Source organism: Hymenobacter terrestris, assembly GCF_013377905.1.
Lineage (GTDB): Bacteria > Bacteroidota > Bacteroidia > Cytophagales > Hymenobacteraceae > Hymenobacter > Hymenobacter terrestris.
Genome location: NZ_JABKAV010000003.1, coordinates 117,291 through 142,389, shown reverse-complemented (window position 1 = coordinate 142,389; position 25,099 = coordinate 117,291). Strand labels below are relative to the sequence as shown.

Genomic DNA, 25,099 nt, shown 5'->3' with positions numbered 1-25,099 from the left:
GATGAGCGCACCTTCGTGATTGTGGGTGGTGGAGCCGCCGGGCAGTTTACCGCCCAAACGCTGCGTGCCGAGGGCTTCGGCGGCCGCTTAGTGCTGGTTGGTGCCGACCCAGCCGCTCCCTACGACCGCACCAAGCTCAGTAAGGGCTTTCTGGCAGGCAAGGCCGATAAAAAGACCCTACCATTGCGCCAGCCCAGCTTCTACCAGCAGCACCGCATAGAAGTGCTGACCAACACCCGCGCCACCGGCCTGAACCTTAAGAAGCGCCAGCTGAAGCTGGAGGACCACGACCCGTTGCACTACGACAAGTTGCTGCTAGCCCCCGGCAGCCAGCCCAACACCCTGCCCCAGCTGCCCGGCCACGAGCTGGCCGGCGTGCTGCCCCTACGCACGGCCCAGGATGCCGAGGCCATTCGGGAGGCTGCCGCCGGAGCCCGACACGTAGTCATCATTGGCAGCAGCTTTATTGGTATGGAAGTCGCCGCCAGCCTGGCCGCCGAAAACGAGAAGCAGCCCAATAAGGAGCGACGCATCACCGTAGTTGCCCGCGGAAAGGAGCCCTTCGAAAAAGTGCTGGGACCAAAAATCGGGGCCATGTTTCGCAACCTGCACCGCCGCCACGGCGTGCAATTTAAGGCCGAGGTGGAAGTCGAAGCCCTGGAGGGCGAAAACGGCCGCGTGACGGCCGTGCGGCTGGCTTCGGGCCAGCGCCTGCCCGCCGATCTGGTGGTGCTGGGCGTGGGGGTGCGGCCGGCTACCGGGTTTCTAGACGAGGCCTTCGAGCTGGAAAAAGATGGTGGCCTGCGCGTAGATGCACACCTACAAGCAGCCGAGCATGTGTACGTAGCCGGCGACGTGGCTTTCTTCCCGCTGGCGGCCGGGCTGGGCCAGCACCGCATCGAGCACTGGCGGCTGGCTCAGCAGCACGGGGCCTGCGCCGCCCGCAACATGTTGGGCCAGGAAACAGCTTTTTCCGAGGTACCCTTCTTCTGGACCCAGCAATATGGCAAGAGCCTGCGTTACGCCGGCCATGCCGAAGAATGGGATGAAATCATCTTCCACGGCGATGTGCGCCGCCACGATTTTCTGGCCCTTTACGCCCACCGCAACCGCCTAGTAGCCGCCGCCGCTATGGGTCGCGACGATGACATGCTGGTAATTATGGAACTACTGCGCCGCGACCAGATGCCCACGCCCACCGCCGCCCGCCGCAAAACAAAGTGGGCAAAGCTGCTGGCGCGCTGAAGTTTCAGGCAACTCATATTTCTCTGAAAAACCTGCTTAAAGCGCAATGATCCGGCCTCTCCTCAGAGAAGCCGGATCATTGCGCTTTAAGCAAATGCGGAAAGCTAGTGCTTGCCCTTGCCTTGCCCCTTGCCCTTATAATTGCCCTTGTTGCCTTTGCCTTGCTCCACATAAACTGGCGCGCCGGCTGGCACTACATATACAGCACGGGCCTTTTTTGCCTGGCCGGGCGGCATGCCGTGCGGGTGGCCCTTCTTAGGATATTTTACCCGATGCTCCTGGATAAGTACCCAAGGTTGAGCGCCCACATAGTTGATAGCTACCGGGTGAAATGAATTGGTGGCGTAACCATTCACGGTTTTCAGCTTCTTCCACTTACCATCCCGCCGAACAACATACTGCTGGTCGCGCAAATCGTAGTACCCGCCTACTTCCGGAATGTAGTAGTACTGGGTGCCCGCCGGCACGGCTGGTCCCCAGCTGGGCGGGTTCACGTTAACAATAACCTGGGCTTGACCTGGCAGGCTGAACGCAGCCAAAGAAGCCGTCAGCACAGCCGCTAGCAGGAATTTGGAAGAAGAGTGCATGGGTATTGATTAAGAGAAGAAAAACAAAATGCTGCCAGCAAGCAGCATATTCTGAGTTGCCAGCACTGCTGCCGGTACCCGGTTGGGCCAGTTGGCAAAAATGAAACCAACTCTGTACCAGCCGTAGACTGGGCCGGCCGCCACGGGCTATCCGCGCCTTTTGCCCGAGTAGCAGGTGACGTTCCGAACGACGCACAGCATGTGCTGCATCGAGTAATACGTCCGCACTGGCGCAATTGCATACGGGAAGTTCAGGCGATCGGGCACAAACGGGCGGCTTCGGCTGTTGTGCCCTACCCGACGGGCTGCCTTTGGCGGGCCTATCGACGAAACGGCCTGACTGAAAAGCTATTCGCATTAGCCATCGGGGCCCGTTTCCCGTACCTTTGCAGACTTATCCGCTTCGCTGCCGCATGGCCAAAAAAACAACTGCCGCTTCCACTTCTTCCGTCACCAAAACTGCCCCGGCTGCTAAAGCTGGCCGGGCTGCCAAGCCGGCTTCAAAAGCTGAAAATACGGCCTCGCCTGCGCCTGCTAAAAGTGCCCGCCCCGCCCGTGCGGGCAAGGCCACCAAAGCCAGTCCGCCCAGCGCCGAAGCTGTTTCGGTAGCGGCCGCTGTGGCCGATGGCAACGGCCACCACAGCACGGCTGCCGTGCAGGCTGTACCACGGAGTGAAGTGGTGAGTGAAACCATTGTGGAAAACCGCGTCCCCATTGGCGGCCAGCTGCTCGGGCCGGCCGATCTGGAAGCGCCTTATATTGAGGTGTACGGGGCCCGCGAGCACAACCTCAAGAACGTGTCGGTGCAGATACCAAGGGGGCGGCTGGTGGTATTTACCGGCATTTCGGGCTCAGGCAAGTCGTCGTTGGCGTTCGATACGATTTACGCCGAGGGCCAGCGCCGCTATATGGAAACGTTTTCGGCCTACGCCCGCTCGTTTATGGGCGGGCTGGAGCGGCCCGACGTGGATAAAATCGAGGGTCTGTCGCCGGTTATCAGCATCGAGCAGAAAACCACCTCGCGTAATCCGCGCTCCACGGTGGGCACCATCACCGAGATATACGACTTCCTGCGCCTGTTTTATGCCCGTACGGCCGAGGCGTTCAGCTACGCCACGGGCCAGAAGATGATTCGGCAGAGCGACGACCAGATTATCAACTACATCCTGGGCGAGTATGACGGCCGCAAGCTAGTGGTACTGGCCCCGGTGGTGAAGGGCCGTAAGGGGCACTACCGCGAGCTGTTTCAGCAGGTGGCCAAGCTGGGCTTTACCAAGGTGCGGGTGGATGGCGAGCTGCTCGACCTGACGCCCAAAATGCAGGTCGACCGCTACAAAATCCACGACATCGAAATCGTGATTGACCGGCTCGTGGTGAAGGAGGACGACCGTTTCCGGCTCTCGGGCTCAGTGCAAAACGCCCTCACCCAGGGCAAGGGCACCATGCTCGTACTCGACCCCGACAGCAAAAAGAAGGACAACACCCAGTTCTTCTCGCGCTTCCTGATGGACCCGGCCACCGGCATTGCCTACGACGACCCGGCGCCCAACACGTTCAGCTTCAACTCGCCCTACGGCGCCTGCCCCACCTGCAACGGCCTCGGCCAGGTGCAGGAAATAACCGAGGAAACGGTCATGCCCGACCTCAAGCTGAGCATCAGCCGTGGCGGCATTGCGCCCCTGGGCGACTACCGCGACATCTGGATTTTCCAGCAGCTGGGCCAGCTGCTCAAGCGCAACAAGGCCAGCCTCAGCACACCCCTGCACAAGCTGGCCCCCGATCTGCTTCAGCACCTGCTCTACGGTATTACCGAGGAAGAAGCCGACGACTCCAAGCAGCCCGGCTACGCCGAGCCGTTCGAGGGCATCATCCCGTTTCTGCGCCGCCAGATGGATTCCGAATCGGACAACATCCGCGAGTGGATTCAGCAGTACACCCAGGCCCAGGAGTGCCCCGAGTGCCGCGGATATCGCCTCAAAAAGGAGAGCTTGCACTTCAAAATCGACGGCAAGCACATCGGCGAGCTTTCGGTAATGGACCTCAACGATTTGGCCGACTGGTTTGTGGGCTTGGAAGACCGCCTTTCGGAGCGGCAAAACCTGATTGCCCGCGAGCTGCTCAAGGAAATCCGCAAGCGCATCGGCTTCCTACTCGAAGTTGGCCTTGATTACCTGAACCTGCACCGCTCGGTACGCACGCTCAGCGGCGGCGAAAGTCAGCGCATCCGGCTGGCCACTCAAATTGGCACCCAACTCGTGGGCGTGCTCTACATAATGGACGAGCCCAGCATCGGCCTGCACCAGCGCGACAACGAGCGGCTCATCAAGGCCCTGCAACACCTGCGCGACCTAGGCAACTCGGTGATTGTGGTGGAGCACGACAAGGACATGATTATGCACGCCGACCACGTGCTCGACATCGGCCCCGGTGCGGGCATCCACGGCGGCCACATTGTGGCCCAGGGTACGCCCACCGAAATCTTCAGCTCCGGCTCGCTCACATCGCAATACCTGAGCGGAGCCAAGCACATCGAGCTGCGCAAGAAGAAGCGCAAGGGCGAAGGCAACGAGCTCGTGCTGCGCGGCGCGAAAGGGCACAACCTCAAAAACGTCACCGCTAAGTTCCCATTGGGCAAGCTGGTGGCCGTCACGGGCGTATCGGGTTCGGGCAAGTCCAGCCTGATTCATGACACGCTGTACCCCATCCTCAATCAGCATTTCTTTAAAGCCAAGCGTGAGCCGCTGGCCTACGATAAGATTGAGGGGCTGGAGTTTATCGACAAGGTGATTGAGGTGGACCAGTCGCCGATTGGCCGCACACCCCGCTCAAACCCGGCTACGTACACCGGCGTGTTCACCGAAATCCGCCAACTGTTCGCCAACCTGCCCGAATCGAAAATCCGGGGCTACGGGCCGGGCCGCTTTTCGTTCAACGTGCGTGGTGGGCGCTGCGAAACCTGCGAGGGGGCCGGCATCCGCACCATCGAAATGAACTTCCTGCCCGATGTGCATGTGCCCTGCGAAACCTGCAAAGGCCGCCGCTACAACCGCGAAACGCTGGAAGTACGCTTCAAAGGCAAATCCATCACCGACGTGCTCGATATGACGGTGGAAAAAGCGGTGGAGTTCTTCGAGTTCCAGCCCCGTATCCTGCGCAAAATCCAGACCCTGCACGAAGTGGGCCTGGGTTACCTTACGCTGGGCCAGCAGGCCACCACACTTTCGGGCGGTGAGGCCCAGCGCGTGAAGCTGGCCACCGAACTCAGCAAGAAGGATACCGGCAAAACATTCTACATCCTCGACGAACCCACTACCGGTCTGCACTTCGAGGATATCAACCACTTGGCCGTAGTCCTGCACAAACTCGCCGACAAGGGCAACACCGTCCTCATCATCGAGCACAACCTCGACCTGATTAAGGTGGCTGACTACCTCATTGACATTGGCCCTGAGGGTGGTGGGGCCGGCGGCCACATTGTGGCCCAAGGCACGCCCGAGGCCGTTGCCAAGGCTGGCAAGGGCCACACGGCCCGTTTTCTGGCCGAGGAGTTACGCACGAGTAAATACGAGGAAGCATAAGGGAACTCCTCTTTTTTGAGCATAAGGGCCGACTACCTCAAAGTAGCCGGCCCTTCATTTTTACGGAAGCCAGAACTACAGACTAGGCAGCAATCCGGGCATTCAAATGCAAAATCAGCAAGAGAAATGACCTGTGCATGCGTTAATCATATGAGTGAGTACTCACCTATTTATAAAATTCATATCAACAGATATTTGTTAGGATGGAGATATTTCCCTAGTTTGAGGCTTCTATTCTTCTTCCTGCCCTATGAAAGTTCTTGTTTTCCCTGCATTGCTCGCTATTGCCATCATTACCGGACCTGCAAAATCCGGCACCAGCAAGTCAGCCCCAACCGCTCCAAACAAGCCCGCCCCTACGGCCAGTATTGCCAGCCTGAAGCCAGAAAACAGCGCGCAGAATGCTTCGGCCAGCACGGCCGCTCGGCCAAAATCCGCGCTTGGCCTGCAGCCAGGCAGCAGCCAGTAATCCCCTCCTTTACGGGCGCATCAGCTGTTTCTCAGGCTATTTCAGTGCTGGTCCACAGGCACGCAGTAGCTTCGGGCCACAGCTGATTTATGCGCTTATACTGGAGCCAAACAAACAAGGCCCGCTTACTTCTGTAAGCGGGCCTTGTTTGTTTGGGACGGGCCGTTCAGCAACAGAGCAGCAGGACTTTACTCAGGTTGCGACATACGTTTGTCAGCATCCTGCAGGGACTTGGCTTCACTGTTTCTCACCCTCCTTAACTCACATTAGCTGCCCATAACATAGGCAAGCTTGAGTGGTGGGCAGCAGCCTAACCACAAGAGGTTTTCTTAAGGCATTGCAACCATGAGTAAGGCCCCTTATTGGCCTGTCGAATCAGCAGCCAAAGCAGAGTCGGCATCGGCAGTTACAGTTGGACCAGCGCTATTGTCAATTACTACCGCATCAGCCTTTACGCCACCATCATCGGCGGCAGCATCAAGGTCGCTCACCGCTTCGCCGGCGGTACCATCGGTGCGGGTTTCGGTGTTGCAGCTACCCAGAGAGAGAGTGGCAGCCAAGGCTAGGAAAGGAAGAAGCCGAAGTTTCATAAGTTTGAAAAGAAGAAAAAAAATCAGAAGACAGATAATAGCTATTGCGCAGACAAGGTTACCTGTCAGGAAGGAGAAAGCTTCAAAATCAGGATTTTAATTTAGCTTTCAGGTCGTCAGCGGCTCGCTTCAGATCCTGCAGTACCGCCAGCTGCCGAGTGGCCAGAGGGCGCAGGTCGGCATCGTACGATTCGGTCTGCAGATCTTCGTTGATATCCAGATCCTGCTCGATTGTATTGGTCAGGGCATCGGCAAACTTTTGGTCAAAGGCCACGCCATTCAGGGCGGTCATTTCGCCTACCTGCTGGGCTTGGCTCTCGCCCAGACCGGTAGGCAGCACCATATTTTTTTGTTTGGCCAGCACTTTCAGCTCGTTGAGCAGAGCGCTTACTTGGTTGATGACGTTCTGGGCGACATATTTGGCATCGGGTGAAGACGCCTTGCGCTGGGCTATCTGGCTGATTTCGAGCAGCTCCATTTGATTGCTGGCCGTTTCCACTACCAGCTCCGCATCTCTTATCTGACGCTTTGTGATATTCTGCTCGCTGATACGCTTTTCGTTCTGAAGCTTCGCTTCAAAAACCGGATCGTTGTTGCTGGCTGAGCCCGAACAGGCTACCAGTGCGGGTAGCAGCAAGAGGAGGCAGGCAACACGGGAAAATAACATCAGATCAGGGAATTGAGAAAGTAAAATGTATTTGCAGCTATACGCGGCCTGCCTGATCGGGTTCGATCATCAACTGCTTAAAAAAAGTTCCTGAGGGCGTTAAACTTTTCTGCATGCGCTGCCTCTAACTCCCGAAAACCAGTTTACCCTCCCATCTCTCACTTTTTGTTTTCTGCTCCCTCATGAAGCGCTCTACCTCCTACCTGCTGAGCATGGCCGCCCTGGCTGGCTCCACGCTGCTACTGCCCGCCTGCAACAAGGCCAACGACCCACAGAGCCCCGATGTAGCTGTATCAGCTCAGGATCAGAGCTTGGCGGAGGATGAAACGGCCGCCCTGGCCGACCTGACGGATGCCGCCGCCCCTGCCGATGCCGCCTCGCCCAACAGCCCCGCTGCCGAAGCCGACGACCTCACCCGCCTAGCCGGTCGCTGCCTCACGCGCACTTACGACGCTGCTACCCGCACGCTCACCCTCGATTTTGGCACCACTAACTGCGTGGGCCCCAACGGCGTGGCCCGGCGCGGCAAAATCGTAACCGTATTCGGTGGCCAGACCCGCGACGCCGGCGCCACCAAAACCATCACCCTCGTTGATTACTTCCGCAACGACAACCAGCACACCGGCACGCGCGTCATCACCCGGCTCAACGGAGGTTCCTGGAGCCTGTCGGTGCGCAACGCCAGCATCACGACGCCCGCCGGCACCCACTCCTGGACTTCCAGCCGCACCTACACCCGCATGGCCGGCGACAACACCCGCACGCTCAGCGACGATGAATACAGCGTAACCGGCCAGACTACCGGCACCAACCGCAAAGGCAAAGGCTATTCGGCCGTCATCGGGCAACCACTCATCAAAAAATTCCAGCCTGGCTGCGCCCGCACCTTCGTGGCCGGCACGGTCAATATTTCCACTGAGGGCGCCCGCGAGTTGCTGCTCAACTACGACCCCACCGGCACCCAAGCCTGCGACAACATCGCCTCTATTACTATCAACGGCGTCACCCGCACTATCCGCGTCGGAGGCGGCCTGTAAGCGCCATTATCTGTCTTAAGTAAGGAGTCCGACTCCCCGTTGCATAACAACGGGGAGCCGGACTCCTTTTTGTGCGCAGCCGCAACCTAAACTGCTAAACGTTAGTTGCCCTTGAACTCGGGCTTCCGCTTTTCCAGAAAGGCCTGTACCCCCTCGCGGTAGTCGCCCGATTCGCCGGCAATCTGCTGGCAATGGGCTTCGTAGTCGAGCATTTCGTCGAGCGTGGCAGTGGCGGCTTTGTTGAGCATCTGCTTGATGAGGCCGATGCTTTTAGTGGGCGCGGCGGCGTAACGGGCGGCCAGGGCGTAAGCGGCCTCGTTGAGCTGCTCGGGCGCTACCACTTGGTTAACCAAGCCCAGGCGCAAGGCCTCCTCGGCTGTCACCTTTGAGCCCAGCGTGCACAGCTCAAACGCCTTAAGCGTGCCCACCAGCCGGGGCAGAAACCACGATGAGCCCGAATCGGGCACTAGGCCGATGTTGATGAACACCTCAATCAGCGAGGCGTCCGACGAGGCCACAATGGCGTCGCAGGCTAGTGCCAGCGAGCAGCCGGCCCCGGCCGCCACGCCATTTAAGCGGCAGATGATGGGCTTGGGCAGCGCCCGCATGGCCCGGATGATGGGGTTGTAGCGCTTGTGTAGCGAATCGTAGAAGGAACGGGGCTGGCCCTCGGCGGCCTCGGCGTCGCGGCTGGCCTTCAAATCCTGGCCCGAGCAGAACGCCCGCCCGGCCCCCGTGAGCACTACGGCCCGCACGCTGGCATCGCGCGCCACCTGCTTCAACGCATCCTGCAGCTCGTAGCTCTGGGCATCATCGAAAGCATTGAAAACGTCAGGGCGGTTAAGCGTAATGGTGGCCACGCCATCAGGGCGCACGTCGTAAAGCAGGGTTGGCATAGGGGAAGGAATAGGTTGATAAGCAAAGAAACGTCATTCAGAGCGAAGCGAAGAATCTCAGTCACCCATTCGCAGCAGCGCTTCGGCTATGTACAGGTCCTCGGCCGTCGTGATTTTGAGGTTGCAGTAGTCGCCTTCCACCAGCTGAATAGGGTGCAGATCTTCCACCACACTGGCATCGTCGGTGAACGTAGTAAGCTCGGGCAATTGGTAGGCGCGGCGCAGCAGGGCCAGATCGAAGCACTGCGGAGTCTGCACGAGGCGCAGGCGGGCGCGATTGAGGGCATAGCTGCCCTGCTGGCTCAGGTTGCGCACCGAATCTTTGGGCACCACGGCGGCTACGGCCGCGCCGTGGTTGTAGGCGGCCTGGTAAGTTGCCTCTATCACGGTGCGGGGCGTGAGGGGGCGCACGCCGTCGTGCACGGCTACCACGCCATTTTCGCGGTCGGCTAAGTGGGCCAGGCCGGCCCGCACCGAGGCCCAGCGCGTGGACCCGCCCACCACCAGCGCGTGCGGAATCTGCACGTTGTACTGCGCACATAGGTCCCGCCAGGTTTCCAGCTGCCCGGCCGGCAGCACTACTATCAATGTGTCCACCCCCAGGGCCGGATCGGCGAAGCGGCGTAGCGTGTGCAGCAGCACCGGCTCGCCGGCCAGCTCCAGAAATTGCTTGGGCCTGTCGGCACCCATGCGCGTACCGCTACCACCCGCCACCAAAATAGCATAGCGGGGAGTGGCAGGAACTTTGGGGGTTGAGGAGTTAGCGGCGGGTGGGGTCATGGCAACGGCGTAGGGGCGCAAATACGGCAATCGGCACAAAAAACGCCGGCTGCTACTCGTGAAAGTAGCAGCCGGCGCAACCTGTTTCAAACTGTAGGGCCGTAGCCCAGGAATTTAGATAATCAGCATGGCGTCGCCGTAGCTGAAGAAGCGGTACTTCTCCTTGATAGCCAGCTTGTAGGCCTCAATCAGTAGATCGTGGCCGGCGAAGGCCGAGGCCATCATCATCAGCGTACTTTCCGGGGTGTGGAAGTTGGTGAGCAGCGCGTTGGCAATTTTGAAATCGTAAGGCGGGAAGATGAACCGGTCTGTCCAGCCTTCATTGGCCTTGAGACGGGTGTGGGCTGAAACCGACGACTCCATGGCCCGCATGGCCGTGGTACCGATAGCACACACGCGCTTCTTGGTATCGAGGGCCTTGTTTACCACGACGGCCGTAGTGCCGGGCACCACGAAGTTCTCCGAGTCCATTTTGTGCTTGGTCAGGTCCTCCACATCCACGGTGCGGAAAGTACCCAGGCCAATATGCAGCGTTACGGGTGCCACCTCGATGCCTTTGATTTCCAGGCGCTTCATCACCTCTCGGGTGAAGTGCAGCCCGGCCGAAGGCGCGGCTACTGCCCCAATGTTGTTGGCGTAAATCGTCTGGTAGCGCTCCTTATCAGCCGCTTCGGTGTCGCGGGTGATAAACTCCTTCGGAATCGGGGTTTCGCCGAGGCTGTAGAGGGCCTTGTAGAAATCTTCGGGCGGTCCATCGTAGAGGAATTTGATGGTGCGGCCGCGCGACGTAGTATTATCGATTACCTCGGCCACCATGTCCGACTCGCCGAAGTACAGCTTGTTGCCCACCCGGATTTTACGGGCCGGATCTACGAGCACATCCCAGAGGTGAATTTCGGTATTCAGCTCGCGAAGCAGGAACACTTCGATCTGGGCGCCGGTTTTTTCCTTGTTGCCGAACATGCGGGCCGGAAACACCTTCGTATCATTCACCACAAATACGTCGCCTTCGTCGAAGTACTCCAGAATGTCTTTGAAAGTGCGGTGCTCGATTTTGCCACTGTCGCGGTGCAGCACCATCAGGCGCGATTCGTCGCGGTTTTTGGCCGGGTGCTGGGCCACCAGATTCTCGGGCAATTCGAATTTGAACTCAGAAAGCTTCATGGGCCAGGCAGGGCAATAGTTGGGGAAACTAGTAAAAAAATCGAGCCGCAAAAGTACGGATAATTGCCGGAATAATAGGTAATTTTCGCCCGGAAACATTAATTGCCCTCCATGCGCCCGGGCCGGAGCGGATGGCTGCGCCGGGAGAATACTGCGCGGGAAATAACCGTGCCATGCCTGCCGCTCCATCCGCAGTTTTCCAATTTACCCCGCACCCCAGTTCCCCGATCCTATGAAAGCTATTCGCCTGACGCTTGAGAGTTTTCGTTTTGCCTGGGAGGCCCTCAAGGGCAATCTGCTGCGCACTGTGCTGTCGCTGCTGGGAGTTACGGTGGGCATTTTTGCTATCATTGCTGTGTTTACGGTGGTCGATTCGCTGGAGAAAAACATCCGCAGCAGCATGAACTTCGTAGGCGACAAGGTTATCTACGTGGATAAGTGGCCCTGGGAGTTCGGGCCCGAATTTGCCTGGTGGAAATACTTCAACCGGCCCGTGCCCAACACCCGCGAGTATCGGCTGCTGCAGAAGCAGCTGGGTCCCAACAATGCGGGCATTGCCATCTTCGCCAGCAAGTCGGGCAACACGTTCAAGGCGGGCTCCAACAGCGTCGACGATGCCTTTTTGCAGGGCGTGAGCTACGACTACCGCATCATCTCGGATGTGCCCGTGGCCCAGGGCCGCTACTTCACGGCCCAGGAAGTGGATGGCGCCCGCAACGTGGCCATCATCGGGGCCGATATTGCGGCCAACCTGTTTCCGGACCGCTCGGCGCTCGGCCAGGAGTTTAAAACCCGCGGCCAACGCTTTACGGTGATTGGGGTGATGGAAAAGGCCGGCAAGAGCCTGCTCGAAATCAAGAGCAACGACACCAACACCTTTATCCCGTTCGGGTCTTTTTCCAAGATATTCGCCATCAACCCCGGTACAGGCAGCGGCGTGTCGGCCACCATCGGCGTTAAGGGCCTCGACACCGACCCCGGCCTGCTCGACCTTGAATACGAAGTAACGGGGCTGATGCGCAGCGCCCGCGGCCTTAAGCCCCGCGAAGATGCCAACTTCGCCCTCAATCGCCCCGAAATGCTGGCCAGCGCCATTTCGGGCCTGTTCTCGATTCTGGGCGTGGCCGGTGGCGTTATCGGCTCGTTTGCCATGCTGGTGGGTGGGTTCGGTATTGCCAACATCATGTTCGTGTCGGTGAAGGAGCGCACCAACATCATTGGCATCCAGAAGTCGTTGGGAGCCAAAAACTACTTTATCCTTTTCCAGTTCCTGTTCGAGGCCGTGTTTCTGTGCCTGCTGGGCGGAGCAGCGGGGCTGCTGCTGGTGTGGTTCATCACGCTCATCCCGCAGGATTCGCTGCCGCTGTTCATGAGCGGCGGGCGTATTGCGCTGGGCCTTACGGTGTCGGTGCTTATCGGGATGGTAGCGGGCATTGTGCCGGCTGTCCTGGCCGCCAACCTCGACCCGGTTATTGCCATCCGGGCAAAGTAAATCGGTGAGCTGATTCACCTCAGCGGACTACCGGCAAATTGCTATCTTGCGAACCGCTATGTGAGGTCGCCCCCCTTTTTATGGGGGCGGCCTTCCTTTTTGCTTACCTTATTTACCGCTTACTTTTTCCGGCGCAATCTGCTCCGGTCCGGACATACTTCCGGGCCCGGACCGGGCGGCCTCGCGCCTCATTTTTCCTTTAAAATTCCCATGGCGAAACTCAAAAAAGAAAGCCGCACCAAAACGGCCGACCAGAACCTGAACGCCGGCAGTGGCCAGACCATCGTTCAGCCCAACGTCAACGACAACAAGGTTAAGACCATCAGCGACATCCGCGAGCAAACCCACGGCGAGCGGACGGTGCAGGTAGAAGACGAGCAGCGCATCCGCAAGGCGTTTGTTGACAAGGACTGGAACGAGATTAAGATTGCCGACTCCTGGCAGATCTTCAAGGTGATGGCCGAGTTCGTGGAGGGCTTCGAGAAGATGTCCAAAATCGGCCCCTGCGTATCCATTTTCGGTTCGGCCCGCACCAAGGCCGACAACCCGTACTACAAAATGGCCGAGGAAATTGCGGCCAAGCTCGTACGCCACGGCTACGGCGTTATCACGGGCGGCGGCCCCGGCATCATGGAGGCCGGCAACAAGGGCGCCCACTCGGAGGGCGGTAAGTCGGTGGGTCTCAACATCGAGCTGCCGTTCGAGCAGTTCAACAACATCTACATCGACCCCGACAAAATCATCAACTTCGACTACTTCTTCGTTCGGAAGGTGATGTTCGTGAAGTACGCGCAGGGCTTCATCGGCATGCCCGGCGGCTTCGGCACCCTCGACGAGCTGTTCGAGGCCATCACGCTCATCCAGACCAAGAAAATCGGCCGCTTCCCCATCGTGCTGGTAGGCACCAAGTACTGGCAGGGCATGTTCGACTGGATTCAGCAGGTGATGCTGGAAGATGAGCACAACATCTCGCCCGAAGACATGGACCTGGTGCAGCTGGTGGACACGGCCGAGGACGCGGTGAAAATCATCGACGACTTCTACAGCAAGTACGTGCTGTCGCCTAACTTCTAATCATGGAGTAGCACGGATTTCACGGACGGTTTCGGAGCCAACCAGTGCCTTGATCTGAAAGCAAACTGTGGAAAGCATAAACATTCCGGTTTTTCGGGGCTTCCTAAGCCGCTGCTTCGGCAGCGGCTTTTTTGTGCGTAGCTTGGTATGATTTCCTTTGTTGCGTTTACTCGTTACTATGCCGGATTCTGTTGCCCCATCGTCGTCTGCCCCTGCCGAAGCGCCCGCGCTGGTGCGCGACTACGACTACCTGCTGGTGGGCGGCGGGGCGGCGGGGCTGAGTCTGGCCTATCACATCAGCCAAGAGCCGCGGCTGGCGGGCAAACGGGTACTTATTCTGGAGCCCGATACCAAAGACCGCAACGACCGCACCTGGTCGTTCTGGGCCGATGCTCCCACACTTTTCGATGGCATTGTAGCCCACGAGTGGGAAAAGCTGGCCTTTCGCAGCCCCGGCTTCGAGCGGATACTGGTTCCGGAGCGCTACCGCTACAAGATGATTCGGGGGCTGGATTTCTACCAGTTTGTGCGACAGATGCTGACTGGCAACCCGCAGTTTACCTGGGTGCACACTACCGTGGAGGAACTGGCCAGCACGCCCACCGGCGCCCACGCCGGCACGCCCGAGGGCGAGTTCACGGCTCGCTACGCCTTCGATAGCCGCCCGCCCCGGCTGGCCGAGCTGCGCCACCCCCGCCACCGCTACCTGCTCCAGCATTTTGTGGGCTGGGAAGTGGAAACCGAGTACGATGCTTTCGACCCCACCACGGCCGAATTCATGGATTTCCGGGGCGAGCAACAGCAGGAAGTAAGATTTATGTACGTGCTGCCCTTTAGTAAGCGCCGGGCTCTGGTTGAGTACACGCTGTTTTCGGAAACGCCGCTGGCCAAGGCCGAGTACGAAGTGGAGCTGCGCCGCTACCTGACCGCGCTGCCTGGTGCCGGCAACTACCACATTACGGCCGAAGAAGTAGGGGCTATTCCGATGACCGACCACCCGCTACCAATGCGGCAGGGCCCGCACGTGCTCAACCTGGGCACCCGGGCCGGCCGGGCCAAACCCAGCAGCGGCTACGCATTCAAACGCATTTTGGCCCACTCGGCCCGGCTCACGGAGGCACTGGCGGCCACCGGCCACCCGCCCCGCCACAGCACCGGTGACCAGTGGCAGTTCAGTCTTTTTGACACGTTGCTGCTCGACATTATGCAGCGCCGGGGCGAGCAGATACGCGACATTTTCAGCCAGCTGTTTCAGCGTAACCCTACCGACCGGGTGTTCGATTTTCTGGACGAGCGCACCAGCTGGAAGGAGAATTTCCAGATTATGAACTCGGTTACGCCCTGGCCCTTCATGCGCTCCATCTGGCACGTGCTGCGCCGCCGCCCGGGGCAGCGGGAGTAAGTGCTCGGCAGCTGTCAGGTGTGTACCGGCAGGCTTTCCTCGCTTTCCAGGTAGGCCCGCTCGGCGGCCACCACTTCCGGCGACAGTACCTGCAACCGGGGCGCGGGGCGCGAGAGGTTGAGCAGGTAGCCGGGCAAATGCATAAGGTTGTCGAGGTCGTGGGTGATGCAGAGCACGGTTTTGCCCTCCTGCTGCACCCACTCGTGCAGCAACCCGAACACGCGGCGGCGGTAGTACACATCGAGCTGCTGGGTAGGCTCGTCGAGCAGGCACAGGGCCGCATCCTGCAGGCTGAGCTGGGCCAGCCACACCAACTGCTGCTCACCGCCCGAAAGCAGCGTAAAATCCCGTTCGGCCAAATGGGCGGCTCCCACGCGGACCAAGGCAGCATCGGCCAGGGCGTAATCGGCGGCCGAGTAGGCACCCAGGAAGCGGTGGTGGCGGAAGCGGCCCATCACGACTAACTCGCGCACGGGCAGCGAGAACTCGACGCTGGCCCGCTGGGGCAGGTGAGCCAGCAGCCCGGCCGCCGCCGGCCGCCGCACGGTGCGCAGGTTCTGCCCGTTCACGGTCACGGTGCCTTCGTACGGCAACTGTCCGGTGAGGGCCCGCAGCAGGGTGGTTTTGCCGCATCCGTTGTGCCCGATAACGGCCACAAAAGCCGGCTCGGGTACCGTAAAACACAAATTGCGGAGCAGGACTCGTCGTCCGTACCCCGCAATCAGGTTTTCTATAGAAAGTATTGAGTAGTGAGACATGAGTAGTGAGATGCGGATGGCAGCAAGCCATCATCCTAAACCGTTCTAACTACTCAATACCAACTACTCACTACTATTCTAGTACTCGTCCTCGTTGAACATGAAGTCCTCCTTGGTCGGGTAGTCGGGCCAAACTTCTTCAATGTTTTCGTAGGGCTGGCCGTCGTCTTCCAGGGCCTGCAGGTTTTCTACCACTTCCATCGGGGCACCCGAGCGGATAGAGTAATCAATGAGCTCATCCTTGGTGGCGGGCCAGGGGGCATCTTCCAGATACGAAGCAAGTTCGAGGGTCCAGTACATAAGCGTGTGTGCTACTAAAGGGCAACGTAAAAAATGGTCAAAAGCGCGGAGCGCCGTCCGCAAAAACCCGGCCGATACCGAAGGCCTGTCAGAACTGCATAGAGGCCGCAGCCCAAAGGTACATCGGCGAAGTTGCTGACGACAACGTAAATCAGCCAGGAAGGTTAACCCAACAGCCGGACCCGCGCCAAACTTAGCGTGCGGCCGCCGTCTGGTACATGGCAATCAGGTCGTTCTTGGTTCTGATTTTGCGGTCGAAAGCCCTGATTTTGCTTTGCAGCAGCGTCCGGAAGGCGTCGCTGGCAGAGCTGGGGCTGAGCTTATCGAGGTTGTCGGCCAGCACCTGCCGCTCCTGCTCGTCGAGGCGAATGAACTCGCGCAGGGCCTGCACCCGTAGCGCCGCTTCGGCAGCCGGGGCCGGCGCGGGCGTAGCGGGGTCGGCCGCCGCCTGCCGCTTGCGCATGTAATAGTCGAGGGCGCTCATTTCGAACACCTTGTCGCAGGCCATAATAAAATGCTCCCACACCTGGTCCGACTCCTCGCCACGAACCGGACCCACCTGTTTCCAAGCCGCCTGCAGCTCTTTGGCGCGGGTTACGGCTTCGGGCATGGGCCGTTTCAGCAGCTCCTGTGCCTCGGCTACCAGGGCCCGCTTGCGGCGCAGGTTTTCCTCGCCGCTGCCATTGTTGCCGCCCGCCGCACCGTTGCCACCCGGTTGCTGGCGCTGGCTTTCGATGTGTTTTTTGAGGCGCTCGAAAAAGTGGTTGTGGGCCGCCCGAAAGCTTGCCCACAAATCGGTGGCCTGCTTGCGGGGCAGGGTACCATCAATTTCCTTCCAGGCCTGCTGCAGCACTTTCAGCTTGCGGCTGGTATCCTCGAAGTCGGTGGAGTTCTGCAGGGCTTCCGAACGCCGAATCAGGTCTTTGTACTGGTCGAGCGTGCGGTTGTTCATGGCCTTCTTCACGGCCAGGTAGTCCTTTTTGCGGGCGTAGAATGCGTCGGCGGCGGTCTGGAAACGCTTCTCCAGCTCGTCGGTCAACTCCTTTTCCACCGGCCCGGTTTTTATCCAGGCTTGGCGCAGCTCCTTGAGCTGGTCGCTGCCCTGTTGCCAGTCGAGCGTATCGCGCAGGGCCTCGGCCTGTTCGATGATGCTGTGCTTGGTAGCCAGGTTTTTTGCCCGGTTGTGCCGCACGGTGGCCTGAATGGCCTCTTCGGCCGCGCTGAGCTGCTGGTGCAGCCCGGCGAAATCACCCAGTGCGTCGTAGCTGCCGGCCTGCTCCTTCAGGTGCAGGGCCTTCATCAGAAACGAGCCTTTGTTGTCGGACTCGTCGATGCTGCGCAGCAACTCCTCAACTTTGGCCTGGTAGCGGGCGAAACGCTCGGCGAAATAGCGCAGCGACGCTTCGGGCGAATCTTTTACCTGGCCAACTGGCCGGGCCGGATAATTGAGCACAGGACGCAGCCAGACCTGGTCGCCCTCCGCGTAGCCATACTGCCGGGCCTGGGCCAGCAGTTGGTCGGGAGTGGATGCCGGTAATTCCATAATCGGATAGAAAACAGCTAAGTGGGGAGAGGAGAAGTGAGGGCAGAACGAGGTACAAGTTTACGGCTTGTTGGCCAGATTAGCTGCCGACCCCACAGGGCGGAATGTTGGGGCCGGCTGCCTACCTTTGATAGGCCGACAACGCCGGCCGGCCGGCTTTCTGCCCGCCCAGGCCATTTTTTTCAGCTTCTACTTTCTTGTCATGAGCGACCAGCCCACCATTATCTTTTCGATGGCCGGGGTCACTAAGGTGTACCCGCCCCAGAAACAGGTTCTCAAAAACATTTACCTCTCGTTTTTCTACGGCGCCAAAATCGGCGTGCTCGGCCTCAACGGCTCGGGTAAGTCAAGCCTGCTCAAGATTATTGCCGGCGTCGACAAGCAGATTCAGGGCGACGTGGTGTTCTCGCCGGGCTACTCGGTGGGCTACCTCGAACAGGAGCCTCACCTCGATGCCACCAAAACGGTGCTCGAAGTAGTGCAGGAAGGCGTGGCCGAAACGGTGGCGCTGCTCCAGGAATTCGAGGAAATCAACGAAGCATTCGGCGGCGAAGACCCCGACTTCGACAAGCTGCTGGAGCGCCAGGGCACCGTGCAGGAGCGCCTCGACCAGCTCGATGCCTGGAACCTCGACAGCAAGCTGGAGCGGGCCATGGACGCGCTACGCACCCCCGACGCCGACGCCATCATCGGCAAACTCTCGGGAGGTGAGAAGCGCCGAGTGGCTTTGTGCCGCCTGTTGCTGCAGGAGCCCGACGTACTGCTGCTCGACGAACCCACCAACCACCTCGACGCCGAAAGCGTGCTGTGGCTGGAGCAGCATTTGCAGCAGTACAAAGGCACCGTGATTGCCGTAACCCACGACCGCTACTTCCTCGACAACGTGGCCGGGTGGATTCTGGAGCTCGACCGGGGTGAAGGCATTCCGTGGAAGGGCAACTACAGCTCGTGGCTGGAGCAGAAGTCCAACCGCCTTTCGCAGGAAGAGAAAACCGAGAGCAAGCGCCAGAAAACGCTGCAGCGCGAGCTGGAATGGGTGCGCATGGCTCCCAAGGCCCGCCAGGCCAAAAGCAAGGCCCGCCTCGCCGGCTACGACAAAATGGTGAACGAGGACTCGAAGGAGAAGGAGCAGAAGCTCGAACTCTTCATCCCCGATGGCCCGCGCCTGGGTGCCCAGGTAATTGAGGTAGAAGGCCTGCGCAAGGCTTTTGGCGACAAGCTGCTGTTTGATAACCTGAGCTTCTCGCTGCCCCAGGGCGGCATTGTGGGCGTTATCGGGCCGAACGGCGCCGGCAAAACCACGCTGTTCCGCCTCATCACCGACCAAGTGCAGCCCGATGCCGGCACGTTCGTAGTGGGCCCCACGGTGCAGACGGCCTACGTGGACCAGCAACACGACACGCTGGAGCCCAACAAATCGGTATTCGAAACCATTTCTGGCGGTACCGAAACGATGATGCTGGCCGGCCGGCCCGTCAACTCGCGGGCTTTCGTGAGCAACTTCAACTTCCGGGGCGGCGACCAGGAAAAGAAAGTGGGCAGCCTCTCGGGCGGCGAGCGGAACCGGGTACACTTGGCCACCACGCTCAAGCAGGGCGCCAACCTGCTGCTGCTCGATGAGCCCACCAACGACCTCGACGTAAATGCCATCCGGGCGCTGGAAGACGCGCTGGAGAACTTCGCCGGTTGCGCCGTTATCATCAGCCACGACCGTTGGTTCCTCGACCGGCTGGCCACGCACATCCTGGCCTTCGAGGGCGACTCGGAAGTAGTTTGGTTCGAGGGCAACTTCTCCGACTACGAGGAAGCCAAGAAGAAGCGCCTCGGCGACGTGGCTCCCAAGCGGGTGCGCTACCGCAGCCTAGGGTAGGCGTTGGTTTTCTAAGGTTGATTAACCGTTATTCGGGCCTGTCGGATGCACGCACGTGCTATCTGATAGGCCCGAACTGCATAACACCAGCACTAGAAAACGAAGCCATGACCTTTGCCGAATACGACCAGCTCGACGGCCTCGCCCAAGCCGACCTTGTGCGCCGGGGTCAGCTAACGGCCGCCGAGCTGTGCGCCGCCGCTGTGGCCCGCGCAGAAGCCGTGAATCCGCGCCTCAACGCCGTGGTACGGCCGCTGTACGAGGCGGCCGAAGCGCGAGCGGCGGACGGATTACCTATTGGTCCTTTCTGCGGGGTGCCGTTTTTGCTCAAGGATTTTGGGGCTCAGTATGCGGGGGTGCCACACAGTTCCGGCAGCCGGGCGCTGCGGGATTTCGTGCCCGCGCAGGATGCCGAGCTGGTGCGGCGCTGGCAGGCGGCGGGCCTGAATGTGCTGGGCAAAACCAACACGCCCGAGTTTGCGCTGATGGGCATAACCGAGCCGGCACTATTCGGGGCCACGCGCAACCCCTGGCACCTAGCTCACACGCCCGGCGGCTCCAGCGGCGGGGCGGCGGCGGCTGTGGCGGCCGGCATTGTGCCGGTAGCTGGGGCTGGCGACGGGGGCGGCTCCATCCGCATCCCGGCGGCCTGCTGCGGGCTGTTCGGCCTCAAGCCCAGCCGGGGCCGCAACCCCACCGGCCCCGAGCAGGGCGAGAAGTGGCAGGGCGCGGCCGTCGAGCACGTGCTCAGCCGCTCGGTGCGCGACAGCGCGGCCCTACTCGACGCCACCGCCGGACCCGACCCCGGCGCGCCTTACTTCCTGCCCCCGCCCGGCCGGCCCTATCTGGAGGAAGTGAGCCGCTCGCCGGGCCGCCTGCGCATCGGTTTCAGCTTGGGCCACCCGCTGGGCAAGCCCCTGCACCCCGAGTGCGCTACGGCCGTGCGCGAGGCCGCCGCGCTGCTCGAAAGCCTGGGCCACACCATGGAGGAAGTGTCGTTGCCCTTCGATGGGCAAGCCGTGGCGCGGGCGTTTCTGATGCTGTACTTCGGCGAAACCGGGGCCAGCATTGCCGCGCTGGCGCAGCACTTGGGTCGCCCCGCCCGCCCCGCCGACGTGGAGCCCACCACTTGGCTACTGGGGCTACTGGGCCGCACCTACTCGGCCGCCGACTTCGCCGCAGCCCGCCACTCTTGGAACGACTGCGCCCGCAGCCTCGGCCAGTTCCACCAGACGTACGATTTGCTGCTCACGCCCACGCTGGCCGTGCCGCCAGTGCGCATCGGCGAGCTGCAGCCTAAGCCCACCGAGCAGCTGCTACTGAAGCTGGTAAACACCTTCGGGCTGGGCGGCCTCATGCGCCGCTCAGGGCTGGTGGAGCAGCTGGCCGAGCAGAGCCTCGAAAAAACGCCCTACACCCAGTTCGTCAACCTCACGGGCCAGCCAGCCATGTCGGTACCCCTGCACTGGACCACCGACGGCCTACCCTGCGGTGTGCAGTTTGTGGCCCCGTTGGGCGCCGAGGATGTGCTGTTTCGCGTGGCCGGCCAACTGGAGCAGGCCCGGCCGTGGTTCGGGAAACGACCTTTGCTGTGAGCTGTCGGCTGGCTTACTGCGGCATAAACCAGTGCAAGTAGGCGCAATTGGCGCACTCGTAGCTCACGGCCATGGGGTCCGACCACTCGGAGGTGAACAGGCCGGCGCGGTCGAGCCTGATTTTATGGCGGTGAAACCGGTTGTGCCGACAGATGACGCAGTGCAGTTCGTGGCCCTTAATCTCGACGCCAACTGGTTCAGGAGCATCAAATAAACCCATAGTGGTAGTAATTTGGATAGGTGCAGACCCGCCGCCAACTACAGCTGATAGGTGAGCGTGGGCGTGAGCGTCAGCATCTCGAAGGTAGTTACCGACAGCAGATAGTAGCCGCGCACCTTCAGGCCCAGCCGCAGTCGGGTATCAATGTTGCGCGAGTACTCCAGACCGGCCACCACGCCGCCCTCTTCGGCATAGCTGTTGCTGCGGTTGATTTCGCTGATGGAAATGTACGGCTGATTGCCCACCAGCACCGGGGCTATGGCAGCCGACTGCGAGGCTGTAGTCAGGTACAGCAGGCCGGCGTGCAGCTTCAGGTCGCGGGCGATACTCCGCTCGTACACGGCCTGGAAGGCGTTGTTGATGTAGCGCAGCCGGAAATCGATTTGGGCAAACGTACCCGGTGAATTCTGATAGCGCACGTGCTTCTGCTCCATGTTCACGCTCCGGGTATAGTCCAGCGCCAGCGCCGATTTTTGGCTTAGCTGGTAGCCTATTTCGCCCCCGCCAGCCGTACCCAGTAGCCGCACGTGCTGCAATTCATAGGAGTAGTCTTCGAAAGAAGCCGCCTGAAAGTTGGCCACGCCTCCGTAATGAATCTGCAGGCTCAGCCGGCTTGGAGGACGCGCCACTACCTGCGCCCACAATGGCCCGCTGCCACCCAGCAGCAGCAGGCTGGTTAATAATAATTTCACTTTCATAAGGGAGTTGACAATACGAACTAGGGTGAAGATGACCGCAAGCTAGCGTAGCACACCTCGCTAGGCAAGCAGCCAGCCGAAGCGACTAATAATGCATCTATATAGCATTGATTTACAGTAATTTTCAATAAACCACCGCGTTACTTAGCTCACCCCAGCAACTCCTCGATATCCTCCTTCGTCAGGTTCTTGATGACGGCTTCGTCGGTGGAAATGAGGTCGGTGACGAGTTGGATTTTCTTGCGCTGCAGGGCCAGGATTTTCTCCTCAACGGTGCCGCGGGTGATGAACTTGTAGGTGAACACCGTGCGCTCCTGGCCGATGCGGTGGGCGCGGTCGACGGCCTGGGCCTCCACGGCGGGGTTCCACCAGGGGTCGAGCAGGAACACGTAGTCGGCGGCCGTGAGGTTGAGGCCCACGCCGCCGGCCTTGAGGCTGATGAGGAACACGCGCAGCTCGGGCGTTTCCTGGAAGCGGGTGACCTCCTTGTGCCGGTCGCGGGTGTTGCCGTCGAGGTAGGCGTAAGCGAGCTGCCGCTCATCGAGGGCAGTGCGCACCAAATCCAGGTGCTTTACAAACTGACTGAACACCAGAACCTTATGACCTTCGGCTGCCACGTTCTTTATCATCCGCACCACCTCGCGCAGCTTGCCCGACTCGTGGGCGTACTCCGGGTCGGCGAGGCGGGGGTGATTGGCAATCAGGCGCAGCTTGGTGAGGCCCTGTAGCAGCACGAACTGGGTGTTGGCCGAGCCGGTTTCCTCCAGGTTCTGCAGAATCAGGTTGCGGTAGTGGCTCTTGGTTTCCTCGTAGAACTGCTGCTGCTCATCGGTCATGGCGCAGTAATTCAGGTTTTCCACTTTAGCGGGCAGCTCGGTGGCCACCTGGGCCTTGTGGCGGCGCAGAATAAAGGGCTTGATGAGCGCGTGCAGCCGGCGGCGCTTGTCCTCGTCCTGGTGCTTTTCAATAGGCTTGAGAAACTCCTTGCGGAAAAACGCCTGGGTTCCCAGCAGCCCGGGGTTGATGAATGACATCTGCGACCACAAATCCATCGTGCTGTTTTCCACCGGCGTGCCGGTCAGAATCAGGCGGTGGCGGGCCGGCAGCTGGCGCACGGCCTGCGAGGTGGTCGATCCGGGATTCTTGATGGCCTGCGACTCGTCGAGAATCACGTAGTCGAACTGGTAGGTTTTGAGCAGCTCAATATCCAGCCGCACAATGCCGTAGCTGGTCAGCACCACATCGTAATCGGCAAACTGGGCCACATTTTTCTCGCGGTAAGTGCCGGTATAGATGAGCAGACGCAGGCCGGGCGCAAACTTAAAGGCCTCTGTCATCCAGTTATACACCAGCGAGGTAGGCATCACCAGCAGTGAGGCTGCCCCGCGGGCCGTGGCCATTTCCTTGCGCTGTAACAGCAGCGCAAGCGTTTGAACGGTCTTGCCGAGCCCCATATCGTCGGCCAGGCAGCCGCCAAACTGGTAGTTCTGCACGAAGTGAAGCCAGTCGTAGCCCGCCTTCTGGTAGGGGCGTAGCTCGCCCCGGAAAGTGGTTGGCATAGGCTGCTCGGCCACGGCCTCAAACTCGCGCAGCTGCTCCAGCTTGCGCGACATAAGCACGGTGGCCAGGTTGCCGCTCTGCAGGTCGGCCACCAGCGACACGTGGTGCTTGCGCAGGCTCAGGCCCTGGTTGTGCTCCTCGGCGAAGGCAAATAGCTCCAGGTACTGCGCAAACCACTCTTCCGGAATGATGGCAATCTGGCCGTTGGGCAGCCGGAATTCGGGACGCTTGTTGAGAATGTAGGGCCGCAGCTTGATAAACGGAATTTCAAACTCGCCAAAACGCACCACGCCGTGTACATCAAACCAGTCGTTGGTTTCGGTGATGCCCACTTCCACCGATACGGAGCCGATGAAGTAGTCCTTGCCCGAGGAGCGGCCCTGCTTCACCGTGAAGCCGCGCTGGGTTAGCTCGTCGGTGTGGTCGTGAAGCCAGCGGAAGGCAGTGGCTTTCTCGAGCATGGCGCGCCCATCCTGCACCTCCAGGGCCCGGGCCTGCAGCTCGCGCACTATCTCCTGCTCTTGGTCGAGGTCGCGGATGAGGCGGTGGAACACGTAGTTGTCGGCCTGCTTTTCCAGCTTCACGCACACGCGCTTGTCGTGGTCAGAAGGCACCGTGTGAGGGCCATAACGGAAGCTCAGGTCGAAGTGGATGTGGTTGGCAGGCGGTGCCGATGTCGCGGCTGCAACGGCTCCGGAAGCCCGCCGGCCCGGGCGGGGAGTGGCGGCTGGAGCGGCGGTAGCCGCAACAAGAGCCGGCGCATCGGAAAACGTGAGCTGCGGGCGGGCAACGTAGCGCTCCGAGCGAATATCGAAGCCGCGGGCGTGCACATCGAACGACTCGACCAGCGGGGCCACGAACTTGTGGAAGTAGCTGTCTTCGACCTGGCGCGGAATAATGATGAACTTCTTGTTGAGGAAGGGCTTGAGCTTTTTGCCGTCCACCTCGTTGCGGAAGTTGTGCAGCACGTCGCCCACCAGCAGCCAGGCCGGCTGCTCGCACACGATTACCGTGTTTTTATACTGGAAATCGAGCTTCTGGCCCTGGTACTGAATGGTGGGGAAGTAGTGGGTGTTTTCCTCGTTGCGCCGGAAGTGAAATAGTACCGATGCCGGCTCAGGAGCCAGGGAAATCTCGCGCCAGGTTGGCTCGCCGTCGCGGCCCATAATAAATACGCACTTGCCCGCCAGCCGCGCCATAATCTGACCCAGGCGCTCCTGCACGTAGCGGCAAATAGCATCCTGCAACGGCTTATCGCCTTTTTCGGGGTCGTAGGTTTTCAGGAAGAAATCGGCCGGCGTCGTCTTTTTCTTGGGCCCGAACTCCTTGATAACCGCGTCCTGACTTATCTGGTCGGTGAGGGCTACCAGCTCGAAATCCGTGGCGTCGAGGCCGGCTCCAAACTCGGCCGCGTTCTTGGCCGATACAGTTTGGTGCAGGAGTGTCAGTTGGCCCCGCTCGTTGCGCTGCACCACATACGACTCGAATAAATACCCCAGATATTCATGCTCCAGCAGCGAATAAACAATCTGAAATGGCTCAGTAGTCGAGACCTTCATGGTCGGGCTTAATAG

21 protein-coding genes are annotated in these 25,099 nt (G+C 60.2%); 9 read left to right on the top strand and 12 right to left on the bottom strand.

Annotated elements, in window-relative coordinates:
- Positions 1-1,245, top strand: a 1,245-nt coding sequence (locus HW556_RS02225) for an NAD(P)/FAD-dependent oxidoreductase (protein ID WP_176897559.1), incomplete at its 5' end; no start/stop codon positions are given.
- A gap of 104 nt (positions 1,246-1,349) precedes the next feature.
- Here HW556_RS02225 and HW556_RS02220 read toward each other — a convergent pair.
- Positions 1,350-1,832: a hypothetical protein gene (locus HW556_RS02220; RefSeq protein WP_176897557.1), complete on the bottom strand. Its 483-nt coding sequence runs from the start codon at positions 1,830-1,832 to the stop codon at positions 1,350-1,352.
- 413 nt (positions 1,833-2,245) lie between these two features.
- On the opposite strand from HW556_RS02220, the gene uvrA reads away from it, so the two are divergent.
- Both uvrA and HW556_RS02210 read left to right on the top strand, forming a co-directional pair.
- Positions 2,246-5,410, top strand: a complete 3,165-nt coding sequence (gene uvrA, locus HW556_RS02215) for an excinuclease ABC subunit UvrA (RefSeq protein WP_246289495.1) — start codon at positions 2,246-2,248, stop codon at positions 5,408-5,410.
- Positions 5,411-5,660: 250 nt separating this feature from the next.
- On the top strand, positions 5,661-5,879 hold the full coding sequence (locus HW556_RS02210) for a hypothetical protein (protein ID WP_176897556.1): 219 nt from the start codon (positions 5,661-5,663) through the stop codon (positions 5,877-5,879).
- Positions 5,880-6,238: 359 nt separating this feature from the next.
- On the opposite strand, the gene HW556_RS02205 is transcribed toward HW556_RS02210, so the two are convergent.
- Both HW556_RS02205 and HW556_RS02200 read right to left on the bottom strand, forming a co-directional pair.
- Entirely contained in the window at positions 6,239-6,439 is a 201-nt protein-coding gene (locus HW556_RS02205; RefSeq protein WP_176897554.1) for a hypothetical protein, read from the bottom strand.
- 118 nt (positions 6,440-6,557) lie between these two features.
- Entirely contained in the window at positions 6,558-7,106 is a 549-nt protein-coding gene (locus HW556_RS02200; RefSeq protein WP_176897552.1) for a DUF4142 domain-containing protein, read from the bottom strand.
- Positions 7,107-7,318: 212 nt separating this feature from the next.
- Between HW556_RS02200 and HW556_RS02195 the strand changes: the two genes are divergently transcribed.
- Positions 7,319-8,173 (top strand): hypothetical protein, encoded by an 855-nt coding sequence (locus HW556_RS02195; protein ID WP_176897550.1) that lies wholly within the window; start codon positions 7,319-7,321, stop codon positions 8,171-8,173.
- A gap of 101 nt (positions 8,174-8,274) precedes the next feature.
- On the opposite strand, the gene HW556_RS02190 is transcribed toward HW556_RS02195, so the two are convergent.
- The 3 genes from HW556_RS02190 to queA form a co-directional block, all read right to left on the bottom strand.
- Positions 8,275-9,069 (bottom strand): enoyl-CoA hydratase-related protein, encoded by a 795-nt coding sequence (locus HW556_RS02190; RefSeq protein ID WP_176897549.1) that lies wholly within the window; start codon positions 9,067-9,069, stop codon positions 8,275-8,277.
- Positions 9,070-9,126: 57 nt separating this feature from the next.
- Positions 9,127-9,849: a 2-C-methyl-D-erythritol 4-phosphate cytidylyltransferase gene (locus HW556_RS02185; protein ID WP_176897548.1), complete on the bottom strand. Its 723-nt coding sequence runs from the start codon at positions 9,847-9,849 to the stop codon at positions 9,127-9,129.
- A 114-nt stretch (positions 9,850-9,963) separates the two neighbouring features.
- Positions 9,964-11,013: a tRNA preQ1(34) S-adenosylmethionine ribosyltransferase-isomerase QueA gene (gene queA, locus HW556_RS02180; RefSeq protein WP_176897547.1), complete on the bottom strand. Its 1,050-nt coding sequence runs from the start codon at positions 11,011-11,013 to the stop codon at positions 9,964-9,966.
- A 232-nt stretch (positions 11,014-11,245) separates the two neighbouring features.
- Between queA and HW556_RS02175 the strand changes: the two genes are divergently transcribed.
- The 3 genes from HW556_RS02175 (at position 11,246) to HW556_RS02165 (ending at position 14,981) form a co-directional block, all read left to right on the top strand.
- Positions 11,246-12,505 (top strand): ABC transporter permease, encoded by a 1,260-nt coding sequence (locus HW556_RS02175; protein ID WP_176897546.1) that lies wholly within the window; start codon positions 11,246-11,248, stop codon positions 12,503-12,505.
- Between the two features lie 210 nt (positions 12,506-12,715).
- Positions 12,716-13,579 (top strand): LOG family protein, encoded by an 864-nt coding sequence (locus HW556_RS02170; protein WP_176897545.1) that lies wholly within the window; start codon positions 12,716-12,718, stop codon positions 13,577-13,579.
- Positions 13,580-13,757: 178 nt separating this feature from the next.
- Positions 13,758-14,981: a lycopene cyclase family protein gene (locus HW556_RS02165; RefSeq protein ID WP_176897544.1), complete on the top strand. Its 1,224-nt coding sequence runs from the start codon at positions 13,758-13,760 to the stop codon at positions 14,979-14,981.
- Between the two features lie 14 nt (positions 14,982-14,995).
- Here HW556_RS02165 and HW556_RS02160 read toward each other — a convergent pair whose 3' ends face one another.
- The 3 genes from HW556_RS02160 to HW556_RS02150 form a co-directional block, all read right to left on the bottom strand.
- On the bottom strand, positions 14,996-15,739 hold the full coding sequence (locus HW556_RS02160) for an ABC transporter ATP-binding protein (RefSeq protein ID WP_246289494.1): 744 nt from the start codon (positions 15,737-15,739) through the stop codon (positions 14,996-14,998).
- Positions 15,740-15,817: 78 nt separating this feature from the next.
- Complete coding sequence (locus tag HW556_RS02155; protein ID WP_019948259.1) at positions 15,818-16,039, bottom strand: DUF2795 domain-containing protein; 222 nt, start codon at positions 16,037-16,039, stop codon at positions 15,818-15,820.
- Positions 16,040-16,232: 193 nt separating this feature from the next.
- Positions 16,233-17,582, bottom strand: a complete 1,350-nt coding sequence (locus tag HW556_RS02150) for a DUF349 domain-containing protein (RefSeq protein ID WP_176897542.1) — start codon at positions 17,580-17,582, stop codon at positions 16,233-16,235.
- Between the two features lie 202 nt (positions 17,583-17,784).
- On the opposite strand from HW556_RS02150, the gene ettA reads away from it, so the two are divergent.
- Both ettA and HW556_RS02140 read left to right on the top strand, forming a co-directional pair.
- Entirely contained in the window at positions 17,785-19,452 is a 1,668-nt protein-coding gene (ettA, locus tag HW556_RS02145) for an energy-dependent translational throttle protein EttA (RefSeq protein WP_176897540.1), read from the top strand.
- A gap of 107 nt (positions 19,453-19,559) precedes the next feature.
- A complete protein-coding gene (locus tag HW556_RS02140; RefSeq protein ID WP_176897537.1) occupies positions 19,560-21,047 on the top strand; it encodes an amidase in 1,488 nt (495 codons plus the stop codon).
- Between the two features lie 13 nt (positions 21,048-21,060).
- On the opposite strand, the gene HW556_RS02135 is transcribed toward HW556_RS02140, so the two are convergent.
- The 3 genes from HW556_RS02135 to HW556_RS02125 all read right to left on the bottom strand — a co-directional run bounded on the left by HW556_RS02135 (position 21,061) and on the right by HW556_RS02125 (position 25,084).
- Complete coding sequence (locus HW556_RS02135) at positions 21,061-21,267, bottom strand: hypothetical protein (protein ID WP_176897535.1); 207 nt, start codon at positions 21,265-21,267, stop codon at positions 21,061-21,063.
- A 38-nt stretch (positions 21,268-21,305) separates the two neighbouring features.
- Positions 21,306-21,959 carry a hypothetical protein gene (locus HW556_RS02130; RefSeq protein WP_176897533.1) on the bottom strand — a complete coding sequence of 218 codons (654 nt, stop codon included), beginning with the start codon at positions 21,957-21,959 and terminating at the stop codon, positions 21,306-21,308.
- Positions 21,960-22,114: 155 nt separating this feature from the next.
- On the bottom strand, positions 22,115-25,084 hold the full coding sequence (locus tag HW556_RS02125; RefSeq protein WP_176897532.1) for a DEAD/DEAH box helicase: 2,970 nt from the start codon (positions 25,082-25,084) through the stop codon (positions 22,115-22,117).
- Positions 25,085-25,099 lie beyond the last annotated feature (15 nt).

Coding starts and splice junctions, on each gene's coding strand:
- ettA (WP_176897540.1), top strand. CDS start 17,785: ATGAGCGACCAGCCCACCATTATCTTTTCGATGGCCGGGGTCACTAAG.
- HW556_RS02195 (WP_176897550.1), top strand. CDS start 7,319: ATGAAGCGCTCTACCTCCTACCTGCTGAGCATGGCCGCCCTGGCTGGC.
- HW556_RS02160 (WP_246289494.1), bottom strand. CDS start 15,739: ATGTCTCACTACTCAATACTTTCTATAGAAAACCTGATTGCGGGGTAC.
- queA (WP_176897547.1), bottom strand. CDS start 11,013: ATGAAGCTTTCTGAGTTCAAATTCGAATTGCCCGAGAATCTGGTGGCC.
- HW556_RS02150 (WP_176897542.1), bottom strand. CDS start 17,582: ATGGAATTACCGGCATCCACTCCCGACCAACTGCTGGCCCAGGCCCGG.
- HW556_RS02155 (WP_019948259.1), bottom strand. CDS start 16,039: ATGTACTGGACCCTCGAACTTGCTTCGTATCTGGAAGATGCCCCCTGG.
- HW556_RS02185 (WP_176897548.1), bottom strand. CDS start 9,849: ATGACCCCACCCGCCGCTAACTCCTCAACCCCCAAAGTTCCTGCCACT.
- HW556_RS02175 (WP_176897546.1), top strand. CDS start 11,246: ATGAAAGCTATTCGCCTGACGCTTGAGAGTTTTCGTTTTGCCTGGGAG.
- HW556_RS02210 (WP_176897556.1), top strand. CDS start 5,661: ATGAAAGTTCTTGTTTTCCCTGCATTGCTCGCTATTGCCATCATTACC.
- HW556_RS02170 (WP_176897545.1), top strand. CDS start 12,716: ATGGCGAAACTCAAAAAAGAAAGCCGCACCAAAACGGCCGACCAGAAC.
- uvrA (WP_246289495.1), top strand. CDS start 2,246: ATGGCCAAAAAAACAACTGCCGCTTCCACTTCTTCCGTCACCAAAACT.
- HW556_RS02190 (WP_176897549.1), bottom strand. CDS start 9,069: ATGCCAACCCTGCTTTACGACGTGCGCCCTGATGGCGTGGCCACCATT.
- HW556_RS02220 (WP_176897557.1), bottom strand. CDS start 1,832: ATGCACTCTTCTTCCAAATTCCTGCTAGCGGCTGTGCTGACGGCTTCT.
- HW556_RS02125 (WP_176897532.1), bottom strand. CDS start 25,084: ATGAAGGTCTCGACTACTGAGCCATTTCAGATTGTTTATTCGCTGCTG.
- HW556_RS02165 (WP_176897544.1), top strand. CDS start 13,758: ATGCCGGATTCTGTTGCCCCATCGTCGTCTGCCCCTGCCGAAGCGCCC.
- HW556_RS02135 (WP_176897535.1), bottom strand. CDS start 21,267: ATGGGTTTATTTGATGCTCCTGAACCAGTTGGCGTCGAGATTAAGGGC.
- HW556_RS02140 (WP_176897537.1), top strand. CDS start 19,560: ATGACCTTTGCCGAATACGACCAGCTCGACGGCCTCGCCCAAGCCGAC.